The sequence below is a fragment of the Sphingomonas adhaesiva genome, assembly GCF_002374855.1.
In the GTDB taxonomy this organism is placed as follows: domain Bacteria; phylum Pseudomonadota; class Alphaproteobacteria; order Sphingomonadales; family Sphingomonadaceae; genus Sphingomonas; species Sphingomonas adhaesiva.
This window is the reverse complement of sequence record NZ_NWVC01000001.1, coordinates 93,539-112,358: the sequence shown is the minus strand read 5'-3', so window position 1 is coordinate 112,358 and position 18,820 is coordinate 93,539. Positions and strand designations below refer to the sequence as shown.

General features: G+C 67.9%; 18 protein-coding genes. 11 read left to right on the top strand and 7 right to left on the bottom strand.

Annotated elements, in window-relative coordinates; all coding sequences use genetic code 11:
• Positions 1-60: 60 nt before the first annotated feature.
• From carB to carA, 3 genes are read right to left on the bottom strand one after another with little or no spacing between them, the layout of a single operon-like run.
• Complete coding sequence (gene carB, locus COA07_RS00565; RefSeq protein ID WP_066706115.1) at positions 61-3,393, bottom strand: carbamoyl-phosphate synthase large subunit; 3,333 nt, start codon at positions 3,391-3,393, stop codon at positions 61-63.
• A complete protein-coding gene (locus COA07_RS17660) occupies positions 3,393-3,617 on the bottom strand; it encodes a methionyl-tRNA formyltransferase (RefSeq protein ID WP_141396450.1) in 225 nt (74 codons plus the stop codon). The genes carB and COA07_RS17660 overlap by 1 nt, the downstream gene beginning before the upstream one ends.
• A complete protein-coding gene (carA, locus tag COA07_RS00560) occupies positions 3,617-4,783 on the bottom strand; it encodes a glutamine-hydrolyzing carbamoyl-phosphate synthase small subunit (protein ID WP_066706113.1) in 1,167 nt (388 codons plus the stop codon). Before carA ends, COA07_RS17660 begins: the two co-directional genes overlap by 1 nt.
• A gap of 107 nt (positions 4,784-4,890) precedes the next feature.
• On the opposite strand from carA, the gene COA07_RS00555 reads away from it, so the two are divergent.
• The 8 genes from COA07_RS00555 (at position 4,891) to COA07_RS00520 (ending at position 14,297) form a co-directional block, all read left to right on the top strand.
• Positions 4,891-5,343, top strand: coding sequence for a GatB/YqeY domain-containing protein (locus tag COA07_RS00555; RefSeq protein WP_066706111.1), 453 nt, complete (start codon positions 4,891-4,893; stop codon positions 5,341-5,343).
• Between the two features lie 237 nt (positions 5,344-5,580).
• Positions 5,581-7,476 carry a DNA primase gene (gene dnaG / locus COA07_RS00550; RefSeq protein WP_066706109.1) on the top strand — a complete coding sequence of 632 codons (1,896 nt, stop codon included), beginning with the start codon at positions 5,581-5,583 and terminating at the stop codon, positions 7,474-7,476.
• Positions 7,476-9,503 carry an RNA polymerase sigma factor RpoD gene (gene rpoD / locus COA07_RS00545; RefSeq protein WP_066706106.1) on the top strand — a complete coding sequence of 676 codons (2,028 nt, stop codon included), beginning with the start codon at positions 7,476-7,478 and terminating at the stop codon, positions 9,501-9,503. Before dnaG ends, rpoD begins: the two co-directional genes overlap by 1 nt.
• A 257-nt stretch (positions 9,504-9,760) precedes the next feature.
• Entirely contained in the window at positions 9,761-10,453 is a 693-nt protein-coding gene (locus COA07_RS00540; protein WP_245841934.1) for a DUF6975 family protein, read from the top strand.
• Between the two features lie 74 nt (positions 10,454-10,527).
• A complete protein-coding gene (locus COA07_RS00535; protein ID WP_066706103.1) occupies positions 10,528-11,382 on the top strand; it encodes an AAA family ATPase in 855 nt (284 codons plus the stop codon).
• A 64-nt stretch (positions 11,383-11,446) separates the two neighbouring features.
• Complete coding sequence (locus COA07_RS00530) at positions 11,447-12,454, top strand: AraC family transcriptional regulator (RefSeq protein WP_066706100.1); 1,008 nt, start codon at positions 11,447-11,449, stop codon at positions 12,452-12,454.
• Between the two features lie 65 nt (positions 12,455-12,519).
• Positions 12,520-13,056 (top strand): CHAP domain-containing protein, encoded by a 537-nt coding sequence (locus tag COA07_RS00525; protein ID WP_083956645.1) that lies wholly within the window; start codon positions 12,520-12,522, stop codon positions 13,054-13,056.
• A 62-nt stretch (positions 13,057-13,118) separates the two neighbouring features.
• Positions 13,119-14,297, top strand: coding sequence for a vWA domain-containing protein (locus COA07_RS00520; RefSeq protein WP_066706094.1), 1,179 nt, complete (start codon positions 13,119-13,121; stop codon positions 14,295-14,297).
• 213 nt (positions 14,298-14,510) lie between these two features.
• On the opposite strand, the gene COA07_RS00515 is transcribed toward COA07_RS00520, so the two are convergent.
• From COA07_RS00515 to COA07_RS00500, 4 genes are all read right to left on the bottom strand, one after another.
• Positions 14,511-15,221 carry a ribonuclease T2 family protein gene (locus COA07_RS00515; protein WP_066706091.1) on the bottom strand — a complete coding sequence of 237 codons (711 nt, stop codon included), beginning with the start codon at positions 15,219-15,221 and terminating at the stop codon, positions 14,511-14,513.
• On the bottom strand, positions 15,218-15,643 hold the full coding sequence (locus tag COA07_RS00510; protein WP_066706089.1) for a hypothetical protein: 426 nt from the start codon (positions 15,641-15,643) through the stop codon (positions 15,218-15,220). The genes COA07_RS00515 and COA07_RS00510 overlap by 4 nt, the downstream gene beginning before the upstream one ends.
• Positions 15,644-15,715: 72 nt before the next feature.
• A complete protein-coding gene (gene nadC, locus COA07_RS00505) occupies positions 15,716-16,561 on the bottom strand; it encodes a carboxylating nicotinate-nucleotide diphosphorylase (RefSeq protein ID WP_066706087.1) in 846 nt (281 codons plus the stop codon).
• Positions 16,558-17,037, bottom strand: a complete 480-nt coding sequence (locus tag COA07_RS00500) for an SH3 domain-containing protein (RefSeq protein ID WP_066706084.1) — start codon at positions 17,035-17,037, stop codon at positions 16,558-16,560. Before COA07_RS00500 ends, nadC begins: the two co-directional genes overlap by 4 nt.
• A 94-nt stretch (positions 17,038-17,131) precedes the next feature.
• Here COA07_RS00500 and COA07_RS00495 point away from each other — a divergent pair, with 94 nt between their 5' ends.
• The 3 genes from COA07_RS00495 to COA07_RS00485 all read left to right on the top strand — a co-directional run bounded on the left by COA07_RS00495 (position 17,132) and on the right by COA07_RS00485 (position 18,809).
• Positions 17,132-18,130, top strand: coding sequence for a 2-hydroxyacid dehydrogenase (locus tag COA07_RS00495; RefSeq protein WP_066706081.1), 999 nt, complete (start codon positions 17,132-17,134; stop codon positions 18,128-18,130).
• A 91-nt stretch (positions 18,131-18,221) separates the two neighbouring features.
• Entirely contained in the window at positions 18,222-18,413 is a 192-nt protein-coding gene (locus COA07_RS00490) for a hypothetical protein (protein ID WP_066706078.1), read from the top strand.
• A gap of 78 nt (positions 18,414-18,491) precedes the next feature.
• Positions 18,492-18,809 (top strand): STY0301 family protein, encoded by a 318-nt coding sequence (locus COA07_RS00485; protein WP_066706075.1) that lies wholly within the window; start codon positions 18,492-18,494, stop codon positions 18,807-18,809.
• The last annotated feature ends 11 nt before the right edge of the window (positions 18,810-18,820 follow it).

Sequence of the window (18,820 nt, the reverse complement as noted above, 5' to 3'; positions counted from 1 at the left end):
ACGCTTCCCCGAGCGGCCCCCTCCCCGAGGGCCGCCCGCACCATCCAAATATGTGGGGGATCAGTCGTGCGGCCGTGAATAATAAGACTGCAACGGCCTCACTTCAAGCTTGCGGGTTGTTGCGGTCCGAATCGCCTCCGCCGCCTGCACCGCTGCCGATGCGGTGGTGAAATACGGGATTTTTCCGTTCACCGCGGAGGCGCGGATCGGCTGCGAATCCTTCAGGCTCTGCCACCCTTCGGTGGTGTTGAAGATCAGCGCGATGCCGCCGTCCTTGATCCGGTCGACGATATGCGGGCGCCCCTGTGCCACCTTGTTCACCCGCTCGATCGGCAGGCCGGCGCGCGACAGGTGATCGGCGGTGCCCCCGGTCGCCACGATGGTGAAGCCGGCCGCGACCAGCGCCTCCACCGCGGGGACGATCGCGGCCTTGTCGCCGTCCTTGACGCTGACGAACACCGCGCCCTCGGTCGGCAGGACGGTGCCCGCCCCCAACTGCGACTTGGCGAAGGCGGTGGTGAAATCGGTCGATATCCCCATCACTTCGCCGGTGGACTTCATTTCCGGCGACAGCACGGGGTCGATCCCGGGGAAGCGGTTGAACGGAAACACCGCTTCCTTGACCGCATAGTATCCGATGTTGCGGTCGATCGGCGGCAGGTCGCGCAGCTTCTCGCCCGCCATCACGCGGCTCGCGATCTTGGCGATCGGCGCGCCGATCGCCTTGGCGACGAACGGTACGGTGCGGCTGGCGCGCGGGTTCACCTCGATCAGATAGACCCGGCCGTCCTTCACCGCGAACTGGATGTTCATCAGCCCGACGACGTTCAGCCCGCGCGCCAGCGCCTCGGCCTGCCGCTCGATCTCGGCGACGATCTCCGCCGACAGCGAATAGGGCGGGATCGAACAGGCGCTGTCGCCCGAATGGACGCCCGCTTCCTCGATATGCTGAAGCACGCCTGCGACGACCACGTCGTCACCGTCGCAGATCGCATCGACGTCCACCTCGGTCGCGTCGCGCAGATACTGGTCGATCAGCACCGGGGCGTCGCCCGACACCTGCACCGCGGTCTGGATGTAATCGTCCAGCTGCTGGTCGCTGTCGACGATCTCCATCGCGCGCCCGCCCAGCACATAGCTGGGGCGCATCAGCACCGGGTAACCGATGCGGTTGGCCACCGCGAGCGCCTCGTCGCGGCTGCGCGCGATGCCGTTGGCGGGCTGCAAGAGCTTCAGCTTGTTGACCAGCGCGGCGAACCGCTCGCGGTCCTCGGCCAGGTCGATCGCGTCGGGGCTGGTGCCCAGGATCGGGATGCCCGCCTTCTCCAGCGCGCGCGCCAGGTTCAACGGGGTCTGCCCGCCGAACTGGACGATCACCCCGACCAGCTCGCCCGCCTGCTGCTCGACATGCAGGATCTCCAGCACGTCTTCGGCGGTCAGCGGCTCGAAATACAGCCGGTCGGACGTGTCATAGTCGGTGCTCACCGTCTCCGGGTTGCAATTGACCATGATCGTCTCATAGCCCGCGTCCGCCAGCGCGAAGCAGGCGTGGCAGCAGCAGTAATCGAACTCGATCCCCTGCCCGATGCGGTTCGGCCCGCCGCCCAGGATGACGATCTTGCGCCGGTCGGACGGCTGCGCCTCGTTCTCCGGCTCGCCGAAGCTGGGCGCCTCGTAGGTGGAGTACATGTACGGCGTCTTCGCGTCGAACTCCGCGGCGCAGGTGTCGATCCGCTTGAAGACGGGCCGCACGCCCAGCTTCACGCGATGCTCGCGCACTTCCTCCTCGGTCACGCCGCCGGTCATCGCCTTGACCGCTTCGTGGATCAGCCCCGATCCGCGTGCGATCCCGCGCTCCATGCCGCGCAGGTTGGCCGATTGCAGCGCCAGCCACGCCAGACGCTTGTCGGAAAAGCCCATCGCCTTCAGCCGGCGCATACCGCCCGCGTCGATCGGCAGGCCGTCCTTCATCACCTCGGCCTCGGCCGCGACGATCTCAGCGATCCGCTCGAGGAACCAGGGATCGAACTTGGCGATCGCATTCACTTCCGCGACGGTGAAGCCTTCGCGCAGCGCCTGCGCCGCCACCAGCAGTCGGTCGGGCGTGGGCGACGCCAGCGCCGCCTCGATCTCCGCGCGCGGCGCGCCGACCAGCCGGTCGACCTGGTTGAAGCCCGACAGCCCCGTCTCCAGCCCGCGCAGCGCCTTCTGCATCGATTCGTGGATGTTGCGGCCGATCGCCATCACCTCGCCGACCGACTTCATCGCGGTGCCCAGCGTCGCCTGCGCGCCCTTGAACTTCTCGAACGCGAAGCGCGGAATCTTGGTGACGACATAGTCGATCGTCGGCTCGAACGACGCCGGGGTCGCGCCGGTGATGTCGTTCTCGATCTCGTCCAGCGTGTAGCCGACCGCCAGCTTCGCCGCGACCTTGGCGATCGGGAAGCCGGTCGCCTTGGACGCGAGCGCCGACGACCGCGACACGCGCGGATTCATTTCGATCACGATCAGCCGGCCGTCCTTGGGATTGACTGCGAACTGGACGTTCGAACCGCCTGTTTCCACGCCGATTTCGCGCAGCACCGCAATGCTGGCGTTGCGCATGATCTGATATTCCTTGTCGGTCAGCGTCAGCGCCGGCGCGACGGTGATGGAATCGCCCGTGTGGACGCCCATCGGATCGACGTTCTCGATCGAGCAGATGATGATGCAATTGTCCGCGCGGTCGCGGACCACCTCCATCTCATATTCCTTCCAGCCGAGCAGCGATTCCTCGATCAGCACCTCGGTGGTGGGCGAGGCGTCGAGGCCCTTGCGGACGATCTCGATGAACTCCTCGCGATTGTACGCGACGCCGCCGCCGGTGCCGCCCAGCGTGAAGCTGGGGCGGATGATCGCCGGCAGCCCGACCTTCTCCAGCCCGGCCAGCGCCTCCGCCTCGGTATGCGCGATCGACGAGCGGGCCGATTCCAGCCCGATCTTGTCCATCGCGTTGCGGAATTTCAGCCGGTCCTCGGCCTTGTCGATCGCATCGGCATCGGCACCGATCATCTGGACGCCGAACTTCTCCAGCGTGCCGTCGCGGAACAGCGCCAGCGCGGTGTTCAGCGCGGTCTGCCCACCCATCGTCGGCAGCACCGCATCGGGCCGCTCCGCCTCGATGATCTTGGCGACCACCTCGGGCGTGATCGGCTCGACATAGGTGGCGTCGGCCAGTTCGGGATCGGTCATGATCGTCGCCGGGTTCGAATTGACCAGGACGATGCGATAGCCCTCTTCCTTCAGCGCCTTGATCGCCTGCGTGCCCGAATAATCGAACTCGCACGCCTGACCGATGACGATAGGCCCCGCGCCGATGACGAGGATGGAGGAGATGTCGGTGCGTTTGGGCATTAGAAGTGCTTACTTCCGTGCTGAATGAGCTGATCGAAGGCGGTCTTGCTAAGCCGCACAGACTGGGACTGCTTGCCAACTTCCTGTCGGTCATCACTGCCATAGGTGTCGATTTGAACGAATTTCTCTCCGTTCAATTCGATCAAACGCAACTTAGCAGAAACATCAGTGTGCGGACGTGCACCGGCACCATCAGAAAGTTGAAGATCGCGGACGGTCGCCATTACCGCAGCACCCCCACAAACCGCTCGAACAGATAGAAGCTATCCTGCGGCCCCGGCGACGCCTCGGGGTGATACTGAACCGAGAACGCCGGGCGATCGGTCAGTTCCAGCCCCGCATTCGAACCGTCGAACAGCGACACATGCGTCTCGCGCGCATTCGCCGGCAGCGTCTCGCGCTCCACCGCGAAGCCGTGGTTCATGCTGGTGATCTCGACCGCGCCGTCGCTCAGCCGCTTGACCGGGTGGTTGGCGCCGCGATGGCCCTGGAACATCTTGGTGGTCTTCGCTCCCACCGCGAGACCGAGCAGCTGGTGCCCCAGGCAGATGCCGAACAGCGGCTTGCCCGTGTCGAGCAACTGCCGGATCACCGGCACCGCATAGTCGCCGGTCGCGGCAGGGTCGCCGGGGCCGTTCGACAGGAAGATGCCGTCCGGATTCAGCGCCATGATCTGCTCGAACGTCGCTTCGGCCGGCACCACCGACACCTTCGCCCCGGCCTGTACAAGGTTGCGGAAGATATTGTGCTTGCTGCCGTAATCGATCGCGACGACATGCGGCCTCTCACCCGCTTCCGCGGCGCCGTATCCGAAGCCCAGCCGCCAGATGCCGCCCTCCCACGTGCCATGCGTCTCGCGGGTCACGTCCTTGGCGAGATCCATGCCCTCCAGCCCCGGCCAGCCGCGCGCCTGTTGCAGCAGCGCGGGCAGGTCGAACGCGCCCGTCGGCGAATGCGCGACCACCCCGTTGGGCGCGCCGCCGGTGCGGATGCGGCGCGTCAGCGCGCGTGTGTCGATCCCGGCCAGCCCGATGCGCGCGTGGCGCTTCATCCAGCCGTCCAGGTTCTCCATCGCGCGGAAGTTCGACGGCGCGGTCGGATCCTCGCGCACGATCATCCCCAGCGCGTGGGGATTGTCCGCCTCGACGTCATCCGGGTTCGCGCCGACGTTGCCGATGTGCGGGAAGGTAAAGGTGATGATCTGGCCCGCGAACGACGGGTCGGTCATGATCTCCTGATAACCGGTCATCGCGGTGTGGAAGCACACCTCGCCCACCGCCGCGCCCTCGGCGCCGAAGCCACGGCCCCACGCCACCTCGCCATTGGCCAGGACGAGGACGCCGGTGGCACCCTCTGGTTGCGGGACGCGCGAAATGTCCGGCTCGGCCATGGTCGGCAAGCACTCCTCAGCTTGGTTTGCAGCAATGTCGCTAAGCCCCGCCCGCTAGACACCCGACCCCCTCGCGTCAACCGTCCAGCATCGCTATCGCGGTCGACATGATTCGAGACGACATCAAGCAAGCCCAGATCGCCGCCATGAAGGCGGGCGACAAGGAATCCCGCGCCGCGATCGGCCTGATCCAGGCCGCGATCAAGAACCGCGACATTGAGGCGCGCACCGGCGGCGCCCCCGCCGACGACGATGCGCTGGTCATCGAAGTCCTTCAGAAGATGGTCAAACAGCGCCGCGAATCGATCGCCATGTACGAACAGGGCGGGCGCGCCGAACTGGCCGCGGCGGAGGCCGCCGAGGTCGCGGTGATCGAACGCTTCCTGCCCGCGCAGATGAGCGAGGGGGAGACGAAAGCGGCGATCGAGGCGATCAAGGCCGACCTCGGCGCGTCCGGCATGAAGGACATGGGCCGCGTGATGGCCGAACTGAAGGCCCGCCACGCCACCACGCTCGACATGAGCAAGGCAAGCGGGCTGGTGAAGGCGGCGCTGGCGTAAAAAGAAGGGGTTCACGCGGAGGCGCGGAGAGGTTGCGCTGCGCCCCAGCGCACCTCCTATCGCGACGGTGCGTCCGAAGGAGCCGCCGAGGCGGCTCGGATCGGCGCGGCGGGGGCGACATCTCCGCGTCTCCGCGCCTCCGCGTGAACCCCTTCTCTCTTCGCGCCCTCACGACGCCGCGCGAACAGAATCATTGCAATTTCCGCCCTCCCATGACAGGGCGGGTTACAATCGCGCGTGAGCCTTACTCCCGCCTTCCTTGACGAATTGCGAGCGCGCACCTCGCTATCCGCGCTGGTCGGGAAGACGGTGAAGCTGACCCGCGCCGGGCGCGAGATGAAGGGCTGCTGCCCCTTCCATAACGAGAAGACGCCCAGCTTCTACGTCAACGACGACAAGGGCTTCTACCATTGCTTCGGCTGTTCGGCGCATGGCGATGCCATCCGCTGGATGACCGATCACCAGGGGTTGCCGTTCATCGATGCGGTGAAGGAACTCGCCGCCGCCGCCGGCCTCGACATGCCCGAACAGGACGCGCGCGCCGCGCAGCGGGCCGAACGGGCAAAGTCGCTGCACGACGTCATGCAGGCCGCCGCCGATTTCTTCACCCAGCAACTCGGCGGGATCGAGGGCGCCACGGCGCGCGCACTGCTGGAACGCCGCGGCGTGTCGGCGGCGACGGCGCAGGCCTTCGGCTTCGGCTATTCGCCCGATTCGCGCGGCCGCCTGCGCGCCGCGCTCAAGGATTTCGGCGACGCCATGCTGATCGAGGCGGGGCTGCTGATCCAGGTCGACGGCAAGGAGCCGTACGACCGGTTCCGCGGCCGCCTGATGATCCCGATCCGCGATCCGCGCGGGCGGGTCATCGCGTTCGGCGGGCGGATCATCGGGGAGGGCGAGCCGAAATATCTCAACTCCCCCGACACGCCGCTGTTCGACAAGGGGCGCACGCTCTACAATCTCGAGCGCGCCGCGCCCGCCGCGCGCAAGACCGACCGGCTGTTCGTGGTCGAAGGCTATATGGACGCGATCGCGCTGGCGCAGGGCGGCGTGGGCGAAGTGGTCGCGCCGCTCGGCACCGCGCTGACCGAACACCAGCTGGAACGGCTGTGGCGCGTCGTCGACGTGCCGATCCTGTGCCTCGATGGCGACGGCGCCGGGCAGAAGGCCGCGATCCGCGCCGCGCATCGCGCGCTGCCGATGCTGGCACCCGGCCGCAGCCTCGCGTTCGTCACGCTCCCCGACGGGCAGGACCCCGACGACCTGATGCGCGCCAAGGGCAAGCCCGCGTTCGAGGCGCTGGTGCGCGAGGCCGAGCCGCTGGTCGATCGGCTATGGAAGCATGAGCTGGCCGCCGAACCGCTCAACACGCCGGAGCAGCGCGCGGGGCTGAAGCGGCGGCTTGCCGATCTGGCCGGATCGATCGCCGATACGTCCGTGAAGTCGGAATATATCGCCGAATTCCGCCACCGCTTCGACGAACAATTCGCGCGGACGCGCCAGCCCTTCCAGCAACGCCAGCCCTTCTACCCGATCGCGCAGCGCAAGCCGGGACAGAAGTGGACGCCCCCCCTGCCCCCCGTGACCGAGGATGCGCGCCGCCTTCGCGCCGCCGGCGGGATCGACCCGATCCTGTCGAAGGCGGTCGTTGCCGGCCTCCTGCGCCACCCGGCGGAAATCGCACGCCATATGGAGGTGCTCGGCTCGCTCAAGCTCGCCGATGGCGCGCTGGGGCGCTTGTTCGAGGCGGTGGTCGAGGTCGCGCTGGCCGACACGCGCGCCGCGCCGCTTGATAGCGGACGGCTTGTCACCATATTGGCGCAATCCGGTTTCGACACCATCGCCCATGATCTGCTGCGTGCCGATGCAATGCCCTATTCGTTCACCCGCGCCGATGCGGATGCGAACCAGGCGCGTGAGGATCTGGACGAGGCGATCGCGATCCTGGTGACGCGGCCGGAAGTGGATGCGGCTCTGGCGGAGGCCACCTCCGCGATGATGGAACGCTTCACCGACGAGGCGTTCCAGCGGCAGGTGGCATTGGTGAACGAACAGCGGGCGCTGGACCAGCGTCTTGCAAATCTCGTGCAGGCAAACGAAGACGCCCGCGCGCTTGGACTTGAGGACGATTGATGGCGAAGATGAACGGTGGCGGGACGGACGATGGCGCGGAAGTGGCCGATGCCCCGCTGATCGACCTCAACGATGCGAACGTCAAGAAGCTGATCGCCCGTGCCAAGAAGCGCGGCTACATCACCTATGACCAGCTGAACGAGGCCCTGCCCCAGGACCAGATGTCGTCCGACCAGCTGGAAGATATCATGTCCGCGCTCAACGAAATGGGCGTGAACATCGTCGAGAACGAGGAACAGGGCGAGGACGGCGAGAGCGAGGAGCGCGCCGACGACGATGAGGTCGATGCCACCGATTCGACCGACGACGGCAGTGCGCCCGTCGTCGAGAAGAAGAAGGAGACGATCGACCGCACCGACGATCCCGTCCGCATGTACCTGCGCGAGATGGGGGCGGTCGAGCTGCTGTCGCGCGAGGGCGAGATCGCGATCGCCAAGCGGATCGAAGCCGGGCGCGACACGATGATCCTGGGGCTGTGCGAAAGCCCGATCACCTTCAACGCGATCATCGACTGGTCCACCGCGCTCAACGAAGGGACGATGCAGCTGCGCGAGATCGTCGATCTCGACGCGATGCTGTCCAAGGGTCCGTCGGCCGAGCAGGTCGAGGGCGCAGAGGAGGACAATGGCGAGATCAGCGCGTCGAACGCCGGGCCGCAGTTCAAGGAGGAGGACGAGCCGGAAGAGGCCTCCGCCGACGAGGACGACGAACTGACCGAGCGCCGCGCGCCGCGCCCGTCAGACGATGACGAGGAGGACAATACCCTCAGCCTCGCGCAGATGGAGGAGACGCTCAAGCCGCAGGCGCTGGAGAAGTTTGCCAACATCACCGCGATCTACCGCAAATTCTCTAAGATGCAGGAATCGCGGCTGGAATCCATGGCCGCGGGTGCCGAGCTGTCGGCGGCCGAGGAGCGCAAGTACCAGAAGCTGCGCGAGGACCTGACCGCGGAGGTCGAGAGCGTCCAGTTCCACCAGACCAAGATCGAATATCTGGTCGACCAGCTGTACAGCTACAACCGGCGCCTCACCGCGCTGGGCGGGCAGATGCTGCGCCTGGCCGAGCGGCACAAGGTGGCGCGCAAGGACTTCCTCGACCGCTACATGGGCCATGAGCTGGACGAGGGCTTCCTCGACGCGGTCAACGGCCTCGACAAGAAGTGGACCGCTTTCGCCACCAACGAAGCGGCCGCGGTCGACCGCATCCGTACCGAGATCAGCGAGATTTCGCAGCAGACCGGCATGGCGCTGGCCGAATTCCGCCGCATCGTGAACATGGTGCAGAAGGGCGAGCGCGAGGCGCGGATCGCCAAGAAGGAAATGGTCGAGGCGAACCTGCGCCTCGTCATATCGATCGCCAAGAAATACACCAACCGCGGCCTGCAGTTCCTGGACCTCATCCAGGAGGGCAACATCGGCCTGATGAAGGCGGTCGACAAGTTCGAATATCGCCGCGGCTACAAGTTCAGCACCTATGCGACGTGGTGGATACGTCAGGCGATCACCCGCTCGATCGCCGACCAGGCACGCACGATCCGCATCCCGGTCCACATGATCGAGACGATCAACAAGCTGGTCCGCACCAGCCGCCAGTTCCTGCACGAGCAGGGCCGCGAGCCGACCCCGGAGGAGATGGCCGAGCGCCTCTCCATGCCGCTGGAAAAGGTGCGCAAGGTGATGAAGATCGCCAAGGAGCCGATCAGCCTCGAAACGCCGATCGGCGACGAGGAGGATTCGCACCTCGGCGATTTCATCGAGGACAAGAACGCGGTCATCCCGGTCGATGCCGCGATCCAGGCGAACCTCAAGGAAACCGTCACCCGCGTCCTCGCCAGCCTCACCCCGCGTGAGGAGCGCGTGCTGCGCATGCGCTTCGGCATCGGGATGAACACCGATCATACGCTGGAAGAGGTCGGGCAGCAGTTCAGCGTCACCCGCGAGCGCATCCGCCAGATCGAGGCGAAGGCGCTGCGCAAGCTGAAGCACCCGTCGCGCAGCCGCAAGATGCGCAGCTTCCTCGACCAGTAACGCCGGGCGCCCCCTCGTGGAGCACCCCTGGCAATGTCACTCGCACGTCGCCCCAGCGGAAGCTGGGGTCTTTCGCGTGTCGCGCACCAATCTGCCGCCCTGCGGCGGCAATATCCTGCCGTTTCGGCACCGGAACGATCACGCACCGGCAAAATTCCGCCGGGCGTAAACCCGCTCTTTACGTCGATCGCTTACCTGAGGGGCAACGGGACGCGGTGGTCGCTCCGGTTGGTCGCACAATATCGGGAGTCGCGGTGATGGCGGTGATGGTGGACGGCCCGACGGCCGTCGCGGCGGCGGCTTCGTCGCGGCAGACGGCAGGGGCCGCGGCAACGATCCGCGGATTGCTGGCCGCCGACGGCAGCGCCGTCGCGCCCTATGCGACGCTGCTCGCCTCGCCCGCGGCGGTGCTGCGCGACCTGGCCGATGCGGTCTATGCCCTGTGCGTCGTCCATGGCTCCGCGCCGGGCGTCGTCGATCATGCGCTGACCCGCGCGGGCGATCATGCCGCACTGGCGTGGCTGACCGATGCGGCCGACGCGATGCGCGCCGAGCGCGCGTATCTGGCGCGCCTGACCGCCGCGGTCGGCCCCCTGCCCTCCACCCCCGGCCATGCCGCCGCGGAAGCCGCGATCATCGGCCAGCGTCAGGCGCTGGCGATGCTGGCGACGTCCGATCGCGCCGGCTGCGGCACCGGCGCCGCGCTGGCACTGGTGCTCGACTGGGAAACCGTCCGCGTCGTGCTGGACGGCTGCGCCGCGCGCCTGGGGATCGCCGGCGGTCGCGATTTCGCGCCGGTCGTGCACGCCGCCGGCGCGTTCCTTCACGCCATCGACGCGGCGCCCGGTGTCGAACGCGCGCTCGCGTTCGGCGCGCAACAGGTGCTGGCGCAGCATCGCGGCCTGTGGGCGCTGCTCGAATCGCGCGCCGCTGCGCGGGAGCCGAATTAAGCCGCACGCTTGCGCCCGGCCCCATCCTGCCGCTACACCATACCCGAAGTTCGACAGGATGGCGGGGCAAGGTGATGCAGCGGTTCGAGGGCACTGAAGGCTATGTCGCCACCGACGATCTGAAGGTCGCGGTCAACGCCGCGGTCACGCTGCGCCGCCCGCTGCTGGTGAAGGGCGAGCCGGGCACCGGCAAGACCGTGCTCGCGCAGGAGATCGCCAAGGCGGTCGGCGCCGACCTGATCGAATGGAACGTCAAGTCGACGACCAAGGCGCAGCAGGGTCTGTACGAATATGACGCGGTCGCACGGCTGCGCGACGGCCAGCTCGGCGATCCGCGCGTCCACGACATCTCCAACTACATCCGCAAGGGCAAATTGTGGGAGGCGTTCGAGCGCGACACCCCTGCCGTCCTGCTGATCGACGAGATCGACAAGGCCGACATCGAATTCCCGAACGATCTGCTCCAGGAGCTGGATCGCATGGAATTCCACGTCTACGAAACCAAGCAGACGGTCCGTGCGAAGGAACGGCCGATCGTCGTCATCACGTCGAACAATGAAAAGGAGCTGCCGGACGCGTTCCTGCGCCGCTGCTTCTTTCACTACATCAAGTTCCCCGACCGCGACACGATGCAGGCGATCGTCGACGTGCACTTCCCCGGCATCCAGAAGCTGCTGGTCAGCCGCGCGATGGACATCTTCTACGACGTGCGCGACGTGCCGGGGCTGAAGAAGAAGCCGTCGACCAGTGAATTGCTCGACTGGCTGAAGCTGCTGCTGCACGAAGACATGCCGCTCGACGTCCTTCAGAACCGCGACCCGACCAAGGCGATCCCGCCGCTGCACGGCGCGCTGCTGAAGAACGAGCAGGACGTGATGCTGTTCGAACGGCTGGCCTTCATGGCGAAGCGCCAGGCGAACAAGGGCTGACGACCCCGCCGGCGCCGCCCCCGCCTTCGCTATTGTTTCCCGCATCTTCACCGCGCTACATCCCATGTCTCATGCGGTGCAGGCGGTGTCGGGAATGATCGAAAGCGGGTCGCTGACCCCTGGGGTACGGGTGGAGCGGTTCGGCCTGCCCGATCACACCGCCGCCCGGTTCGAAATGCCCGCGCCTGCGCTGCGCGGGCTGGTCGGCAGTTACCATGTCTTCGATTCCGAGAAGGAATGGCGCGACGGGGTGAAGCCGTGGCTGCTGCCGTCATGGCCCGCGATCCGCTTCATCCTGGCGCCCGATACGATCGCGCTGACGATCGGCTCGCGCCGTTACGATCCGATGCCGGTCGCCGCGCTCTACGGCAATGCCAGCCGCGCGATGCAGATGACGACTCACGGCGGCGTGACGATCGGCGTCGACCTCACGCCGCTCGGCTGGTCGCGGCTGTTCGATGCGCGCGCCGACGACCATCGCGACCGCGTGGTGCCGCTCGACACGCTGCTTCCCGCGGGTTGGGTCGCCTGCGCGCTCGACCGGCTGCGAGCTTCCGACCGGTCGACGCAGGTCAAGGCGATCCTCGACGACCTGCTGCTGGCGATCGTCCGCCCGCCGGGCCGCGACGACGATCAGATCGTCGCGCTCCACCGGCTGATCGCCGATGAGGACACGCGCGACCTGACCAGTGCCGCCGCGTCGCTGGGCATGTCGCCCGCGGCGCTGCGGCGGCTGTCGACGCGCTATTTCGGTTTTCCGCCCAAGACGCTGCTGATCCGGACCCGGTTCGTCCGGTCGCTGGTACGGATGATGCTGGCCGGCGGCGGCGCGAATTATGCCGCGATGGCCCCCACCTATTTCGACGCATCGCATTTCCTGCGCGATGCCGATCGCTTCCTGGGGATGACGCCGCGGCGGTTCCTGCAACAGGATCATCGCTATCTGATCGCCTGCCTCAACGGACTGGCGGAGGTCCGCCGGGCCGACACGGTCCAGCGGGGCGCCGGCGCCGCCCGGCCACGGCTGGTCGCGGCGGAATCCCGCTCCGTCGAAAAGCTGGCCAGCTCTTAACCCTTTGGGATCGCACCGCGACGTAGCGTCGGCGCGTCGTGATTCGCCTCCGGTTCCCGCTTGCGTTGGCCGCCTCGCTCCTTGCCCTGCCCGGCACGGCGGTCGCCGGTCCGTCGTTGCTCGACTATGTCGGGCAATGCGTGCCGTTCGCGCGCTCGGCATCGGGGATCCAGATCTATGGCGATGCCTGGACCTGGTGGGATCAGGCGGACGGGCGCTATCGCCGCGGGCACCGGCCGCGCGTCGGCGCGGTGATCGTCTTCAAGCAGAGCGGACAGTTGCGGCTCGGCCATGTCGCGGTGGTCAGCCGCGTCGTCGAACGCCGCGTCGTCATGCTCACCCACGCCAACTGGTCGCGCCGCGACGGGCGCCGCGGACATGCCGAACGTGACGTGACGCTCTACGACGTGTCGCCCAGCAACGACTGGAGCCAGGTGAAGGTCTGGTATCGCGATTCGAACGGCCTGGGCAGCAGCATCTATCCGGTCGCGGGCTTCATCTATGGCGACGCGCCGCCTTCCGCCGAGCTCAGCGGCGAGCATCCCGACGACGTCGGCGCGCTGATCGACGCCTATGTCCCCGGGGCGGTCGCGTCGCGCTGATCGCCGGACCCGGTTTTCGATAGCAACTCGACACGGGCGCATGCCGGGGGCATCATGCACGCATGTTCCTGGCCTTTCTCGACGAACTGCGCTCCGCCGGCATCCCTGCCAGCCTCAAGGAGCATCTGATCCTGCTGGAGGCGTTGCAGGCGGACGTCATCGACCGCACGCCCGAGCAATTCTATTATCTCAGCCGCTCGGTCTACGTGAAGGACGAAGGGCTGCTGGACCGCTTCGACCAGGTCTTCGCCAAGGTGTTCAAGGGGCTGGAAACCACCTTTGCGCAGGAAGGCGCGGAGGTGCCGGAGGACTGGCTGAAGGCGATCGCCGAAAAATACCTGACGCCCGAGGAAATGGCCGCGATCAAGTCGCTGGGATCCTGGGACGAGATCATGGAGACGCTCAAGAAGCGGCTCGAGGAACAGCAGAAACGCCACCAGGGCGGCAACAAATGGGTCGGCACCGGCGGCACCAGCCCCTACGGCAACGCGGGCTACAATCCGGAAGGCGTGCGGATCGGCGGCGAATCCCGGCACAAGCGCGCGATCAAGGTGTGGGACCAGCGCGAGTTCAAGAACCTCGACAGCACGCGCGAGCTGGGCACCCGCAACATCAAGATCGCGCTGCGCCGGCTGCGCAAGTTCGCGCGCGAGGGCGCGGCGGACGAGCTGGACGTGGATGCCACGATCGACGGCACCGCGCGGCAGGGCTGGCTGGACGTGCATATGCGCCCGGAACGCCGCAATGCGGTGAAGCTGCTGCTGTTCCTCGACGTCGGCGGATCGATGGACCCGTTCATCAAGCTGTGCGAGGAATTGTTCTCGGCCGCGACCAGCGAGTTCAAGAACCTCGAATTCTTCTACTTCCACAATTGCCCGTACGAGGGCGTGTGGAAGGACAACAAGCGCCGCTTCCAGGAACGCACCCCGACCTGGGACGTGCTCCACAAATACGGCCACGACTACAAGCTGGTGTTCGTCGGCGACGCGGCGATGAGCCCGTATGAAATCACCCATCCCGGCGGCTCGGTAGAGCATTTCAACGAGGAAGCCGGCGCGGTGTGGATGCAGCGGCTGACCAACACCTATCCCGCCGCTGTGTGGCTGAACCCGGTGGCGGAATCGCAATGGGGCTATTCGCAATCGGCGAAGATCATCCGCGAGCTGATGACCGACCGCATGTACCCGCTGACGCTGGCGGGGCTGGACGCCGGGATGCGGGAACTGACGCGCAAGCGATAGGCCGCCCCCTCCCCGTCATGCCGGACCTGTTCCGGCATCTACCACCCGTCATGCCGGACTTGTTCCGGCATCCACCGCGCCGCATCCGCTTCGGCGCCTGATTGGCGCGGGACAGCTGCGGGTAGACCGTCTCCCCGTCGGGGTATGCGGTGCCGTGGATACCGGAACAGGTCCGGCATGACGGAGCGGACGTCCGCAAAAATCCCGTCGCGCTTACCGCCGCCCGCGCCAGATCTTCACCGCCGCATCGGGCGACAGCCCGCCCTGGTGCGCCGGGCAGCGCGTGTATCGGAAGCGGCGGTCGGTGCACAGCCACACCTCGTCCAGCCACCCCTGCCGCGTCGCAGTGATCCGCATCATGTCGGGCGCCATCCCCGGATTGGCGCGCGCGATCGCATCGGCCAGCGTGCCCGCGGTCAGCGTCTGGCGCGACAGCGCGTCCATGTCCGGAAAGCGCAGCCGGCCGTACATCGTGGTCGACCGCGCGAAGTAGCGGTCGGGGGTGTATCCGGCCATGCACGTCCCGTGCTTGGCCCATTCGTGCTGCATCAGCTGCGCCGAGGGGGTGGAGCACAGGTGGCGGCGGATCACCTGCCGCGACAGGATCGGCGTGGCGCGGCAATATTGCGGCCAGTCCTTCCCGATTCCGTCGGGCCACAGCCCGTGCAGCGTGAAGCCGAAGCGGTTGGTGCCGCCGCACTGGAACCGGTTGGCCGCGTCGTCGCCGCGGTTGCGGCAGAATTCCGGGTTCCAGGTGATCGCCAGCGTGTAGCTGCCGATCGGCAGGCGGCGCGCGGGCTGGCTTTCGCTGGGCAGGTCGGGATGCGGGCGCGGGATGGCGCCGGGGATCGCGCAGGACAGGACCTGCGCCCCCGCCACGCCCGGCAACATCAGGGCCATCGCGGCCAGCGAGCGGACGATCATGCGGCGTCTCCTTCCCAATCTTCCCCGAACCAGCTGCGCGCGTCCGGGCGGTACAAAGCGACCACCGCCACCACGCCCAGCGCGACGGTGGCAATGGAGAGGATCGCGGCCAGCGGCGGCATCGCCCCGCTCAGCATCGCGGGCAGGTTCAGCAGCAACCGCAGCACCGACAATGCGGCCAGCACGACCGCGATCGTACGGGCGACGCGGCTGGCGCGGCGCGCGACGCAGAACCACAGCGCCAGCGTGATCGCCACCGACAGCGCCAGACCGGCCGGCAGCAGCCAGCCGAACCCGGCGGTCCGCGGATCGGCCGCCATCCGCGCCGACAGCGCCGGCCAGCTGATCGCCCAGCCGATCACCGACAGCCCCAGCGAGGAAAGGTACAGACGCTCGAAAAACACGATGGCAGGCGGACGCACGCGCGGTTCACTTCCCGTTGACGTTACGGAACGCCCCTGCGCCCGGATCGTGCGCGGCGCAAGCCGGGGCGGTCATGCCGCGGCGAAATCCAGCCCGATGTCCGCCGCCGGCGCCGACTGGGTGATCCGCCCGACGCTGACATAGGTGACGCCGGTTTCCGCGATCGCGCGGATCGTCTCTAGCGTGACGCCGCCCGACGCTTCGGTAGGGACGCGTCTGCCGACGATCCCCACCGCCTCGCGCAGCACCGCGGGCGGCATGTTGTCGAGCAGCAGATGAGTCGCGCCCGCATCCAGCGCCGGCACGATCTGGTCGATGCGGTCGACCTCGACGATGATGTCGGCGATCCCCGCCGCCTTGGCCAGCGCCGCCGCGGGGCCGACCCCGCCGGCGACCGCGACGTGATTGTCCTTGATCATCGCCGCATCCCACAGGCCCATGCGATGGTTCTTCGCGCCGCCGGTGCGGGTGGCGTATTTCTCCAGCCGGCGCAGCCCGGGGATGGTCTTGCGCGTGTCGAGCAGCGTCGCGCCGGTGCCCGCGATCCGATCGACATAGGCGCGCGTCAGCGTCGCGATCCCCGACAGATGCTGGACGGTGTTGAGCGCCGATCGCTCCGCGGTCAGCAGTGCGCGCGCCGCACCGGTGATCCGCATCAGCGCGGTCCCCGGCGCCACCTGTGCGCCGTCGCGGACCAGCAGGTCGATCGCGGCGCCCGGGTCCATCCGGCGGAAGAAGGCGGCCGCGATCTCCAGCCCGCACACCGTGATCGCATCGCGGCTGTCCATCACGGCGGCGAAGCGCGCGGCGGCGGGAATGACCGCGGCGGAGGTGACGTCGCCGCCCTCCCCCATGTCCTCCGCCAGCGTCGCGGTGACGAAGGCCTCGGTGTCGAACCCGTCGAGGACGAACGTCATGGCAATACCTCTTCCGGTTCGACGCCCCACAGCCGGTCGATCTGGATGAAGCCCGCCTGCCCCTTCACGTCGAACCGGCACCAGCCGTTGCCGCACTGGCTGACGCGCCCGACGACGCCGGGCTGCGCGCGGAACAGGATGTGCGGCCCACCGGGCTTGTCGCGCATTTCCGCCGGGTCGCCGCCCTGTACGATCGCGGCGCGGGTGTTGCTGATCATCGTGCCCAGCATCCACCCCTGCGTGCCGCCGGGGTCCTCGATCTTGCGCCATTCCTTGAACGTGTCGACCACCCGCACCGGCAGGCCGGCGCGCACATACAGCCAGCTGGACGGAAAGGTGCGCCCCGGCCCGGTGCGCATCCGCGCGCGCGCCGGGGCGATGGATGCGTAATAAGGCGGCTTGCGGTCGGCAGGCGCGGCCTCGACCGGTGTCGTCGCCGCCACTGCCGCCGCGACCATCCACATGCCCGCCCGCATTACCCGATACCCCTGGTCATCCACCGCCTGTAGCGCCCGGACCGCGCCCGCATCAACCGTTGACGCGCCCCGCCGGCTGCGCCAATCCGCTGGCATGGCCGACACGCGACGCTCCGCCCATCCCACGGTGATCGTCACGCGCGAACTGCCCGATGTCGTCATGCGGCGGCTGGAGGAATTGTTCGACACCACCAACAACCGCGGCGACCGCCCGATGACGCGCGACGAACTGGCGCGCGCGATGGCGACCTGCGACGTGCTGGTCCCGGCCGTCACCGACACGATCGACGCCACGCTGATCGAGGGCGCGGGCGAGCGCCTGCGGCTGATCGCCAATTTCGGCGCCGGCGTGAACCATATCGACCTGAAGGCCGCGCGCGCCCGCGGGATCATCGTCACCAACACCCCCGGCGTCCTGACCGAGGATACCGCCGACCTGACGATGGCGCTGATCGTGTCCGTCCCGCGCCGGCTGGCGGAGGGCGAGAAGCTGGTCCGGTCGGGCCAGTGGAGCGGGTGGAGCCCCGGCGGGATGCTGGGCTATCGCATCGGCGGCAAGGCGCTGGGGATCGTCGGCATGGGCCGCATCGGCCAGGCGGTGGCGCGCCGCGCGCGCGCGTTCGGCCTGTCGATCCACTATCACAACCGCCACCGCCTGCCCAAGGTGGTGGAGGCGGAGCTTGGCGCGCAATGGCACCCCAATCTCGACGAGATGCTGGGCGCGATCGACATCCTGACGCTGCACACCCCGCTCAACGCCGACAGCCGCGACCTGATCGACGCGCGCCGCATCGCGCTGCTGCGTCCGCACGTCTTCGTCATCAACGCCAGCCGCGGCGGCATCCTGGACGAGGATGCGCTGGTCGATGCGCTGGAGGGCGGGCGGCTGGCGGGCGCCGGGCTGGACGTGTGGCGCCACGAACCGCAGATCGACCCGCGCCTGCTGTCGCTGCCCAATGTCGTCATGACGCCGCACATGGGGTCCGCCACCTACGAGGGCCGCGTGGCCAGCGGCGAGCGTGTCGTCGCCAATATCCGCATGTGGGCCGATGGCCATCGCCCGCCCGACCAGGTGCTGGAGGGCTGGGCCTAACACGCGGACATGTGACGAAAAGTTTCCCACGGGAACCCATGGACGCGCGAACCTTTTGACGGGGGTCACCCACCCCGGAAAGGAAGCCTCCATGAAGAAGATCGCCATCTCCGCCCTGCTGGTTGCGTCGGCCGTGTCGATGTCGGCGTGTTCGACGCTGCGTGGTGCCGCGATCGGCGGTGCGGGCGCCGCCGGCGTCGCAGCCGTGACCGGCGGCAGCGTGGAGAAGGGTGCGGCCGTCGGCGGCGCGGCCGGCGCCGTGGCCGGCACCGTCATCGACTGACCGCCGCTCCGCCGCTAGCATGACGGCGCGTCGCCACCCCGGCGGCGCGCCGTTCGCTTGCGCGGGGAAGGAGCTACGATGATCGCCATGCTGATGCTGACCACCGCGGTCGCGGTCACCTGCCCGTCCCCGCGCGACGCCGCTCCGCTGGTCGGCTTCGCCCTTTTCGACGGTCCCGTCGCCGACAATGCTGTCCTTGCCCCCGACACGTCACGCCGCAGGAACGGCGTGCTGGTGCAGACGTGGCGGGTCGACGGCGTCTATCGCGCCGGGCGCTCGCTCACCCTGCGCTGCGATTATCCGCGCCGCCCGCCGCTGTTCGTCCCGGTCGCGCGCCGGATGACCATGTGCCAGGCAAGGTGGCACGCCGCCGGCCCCTCGCTGTCCTGTCGTTAGCGTCCATCGGG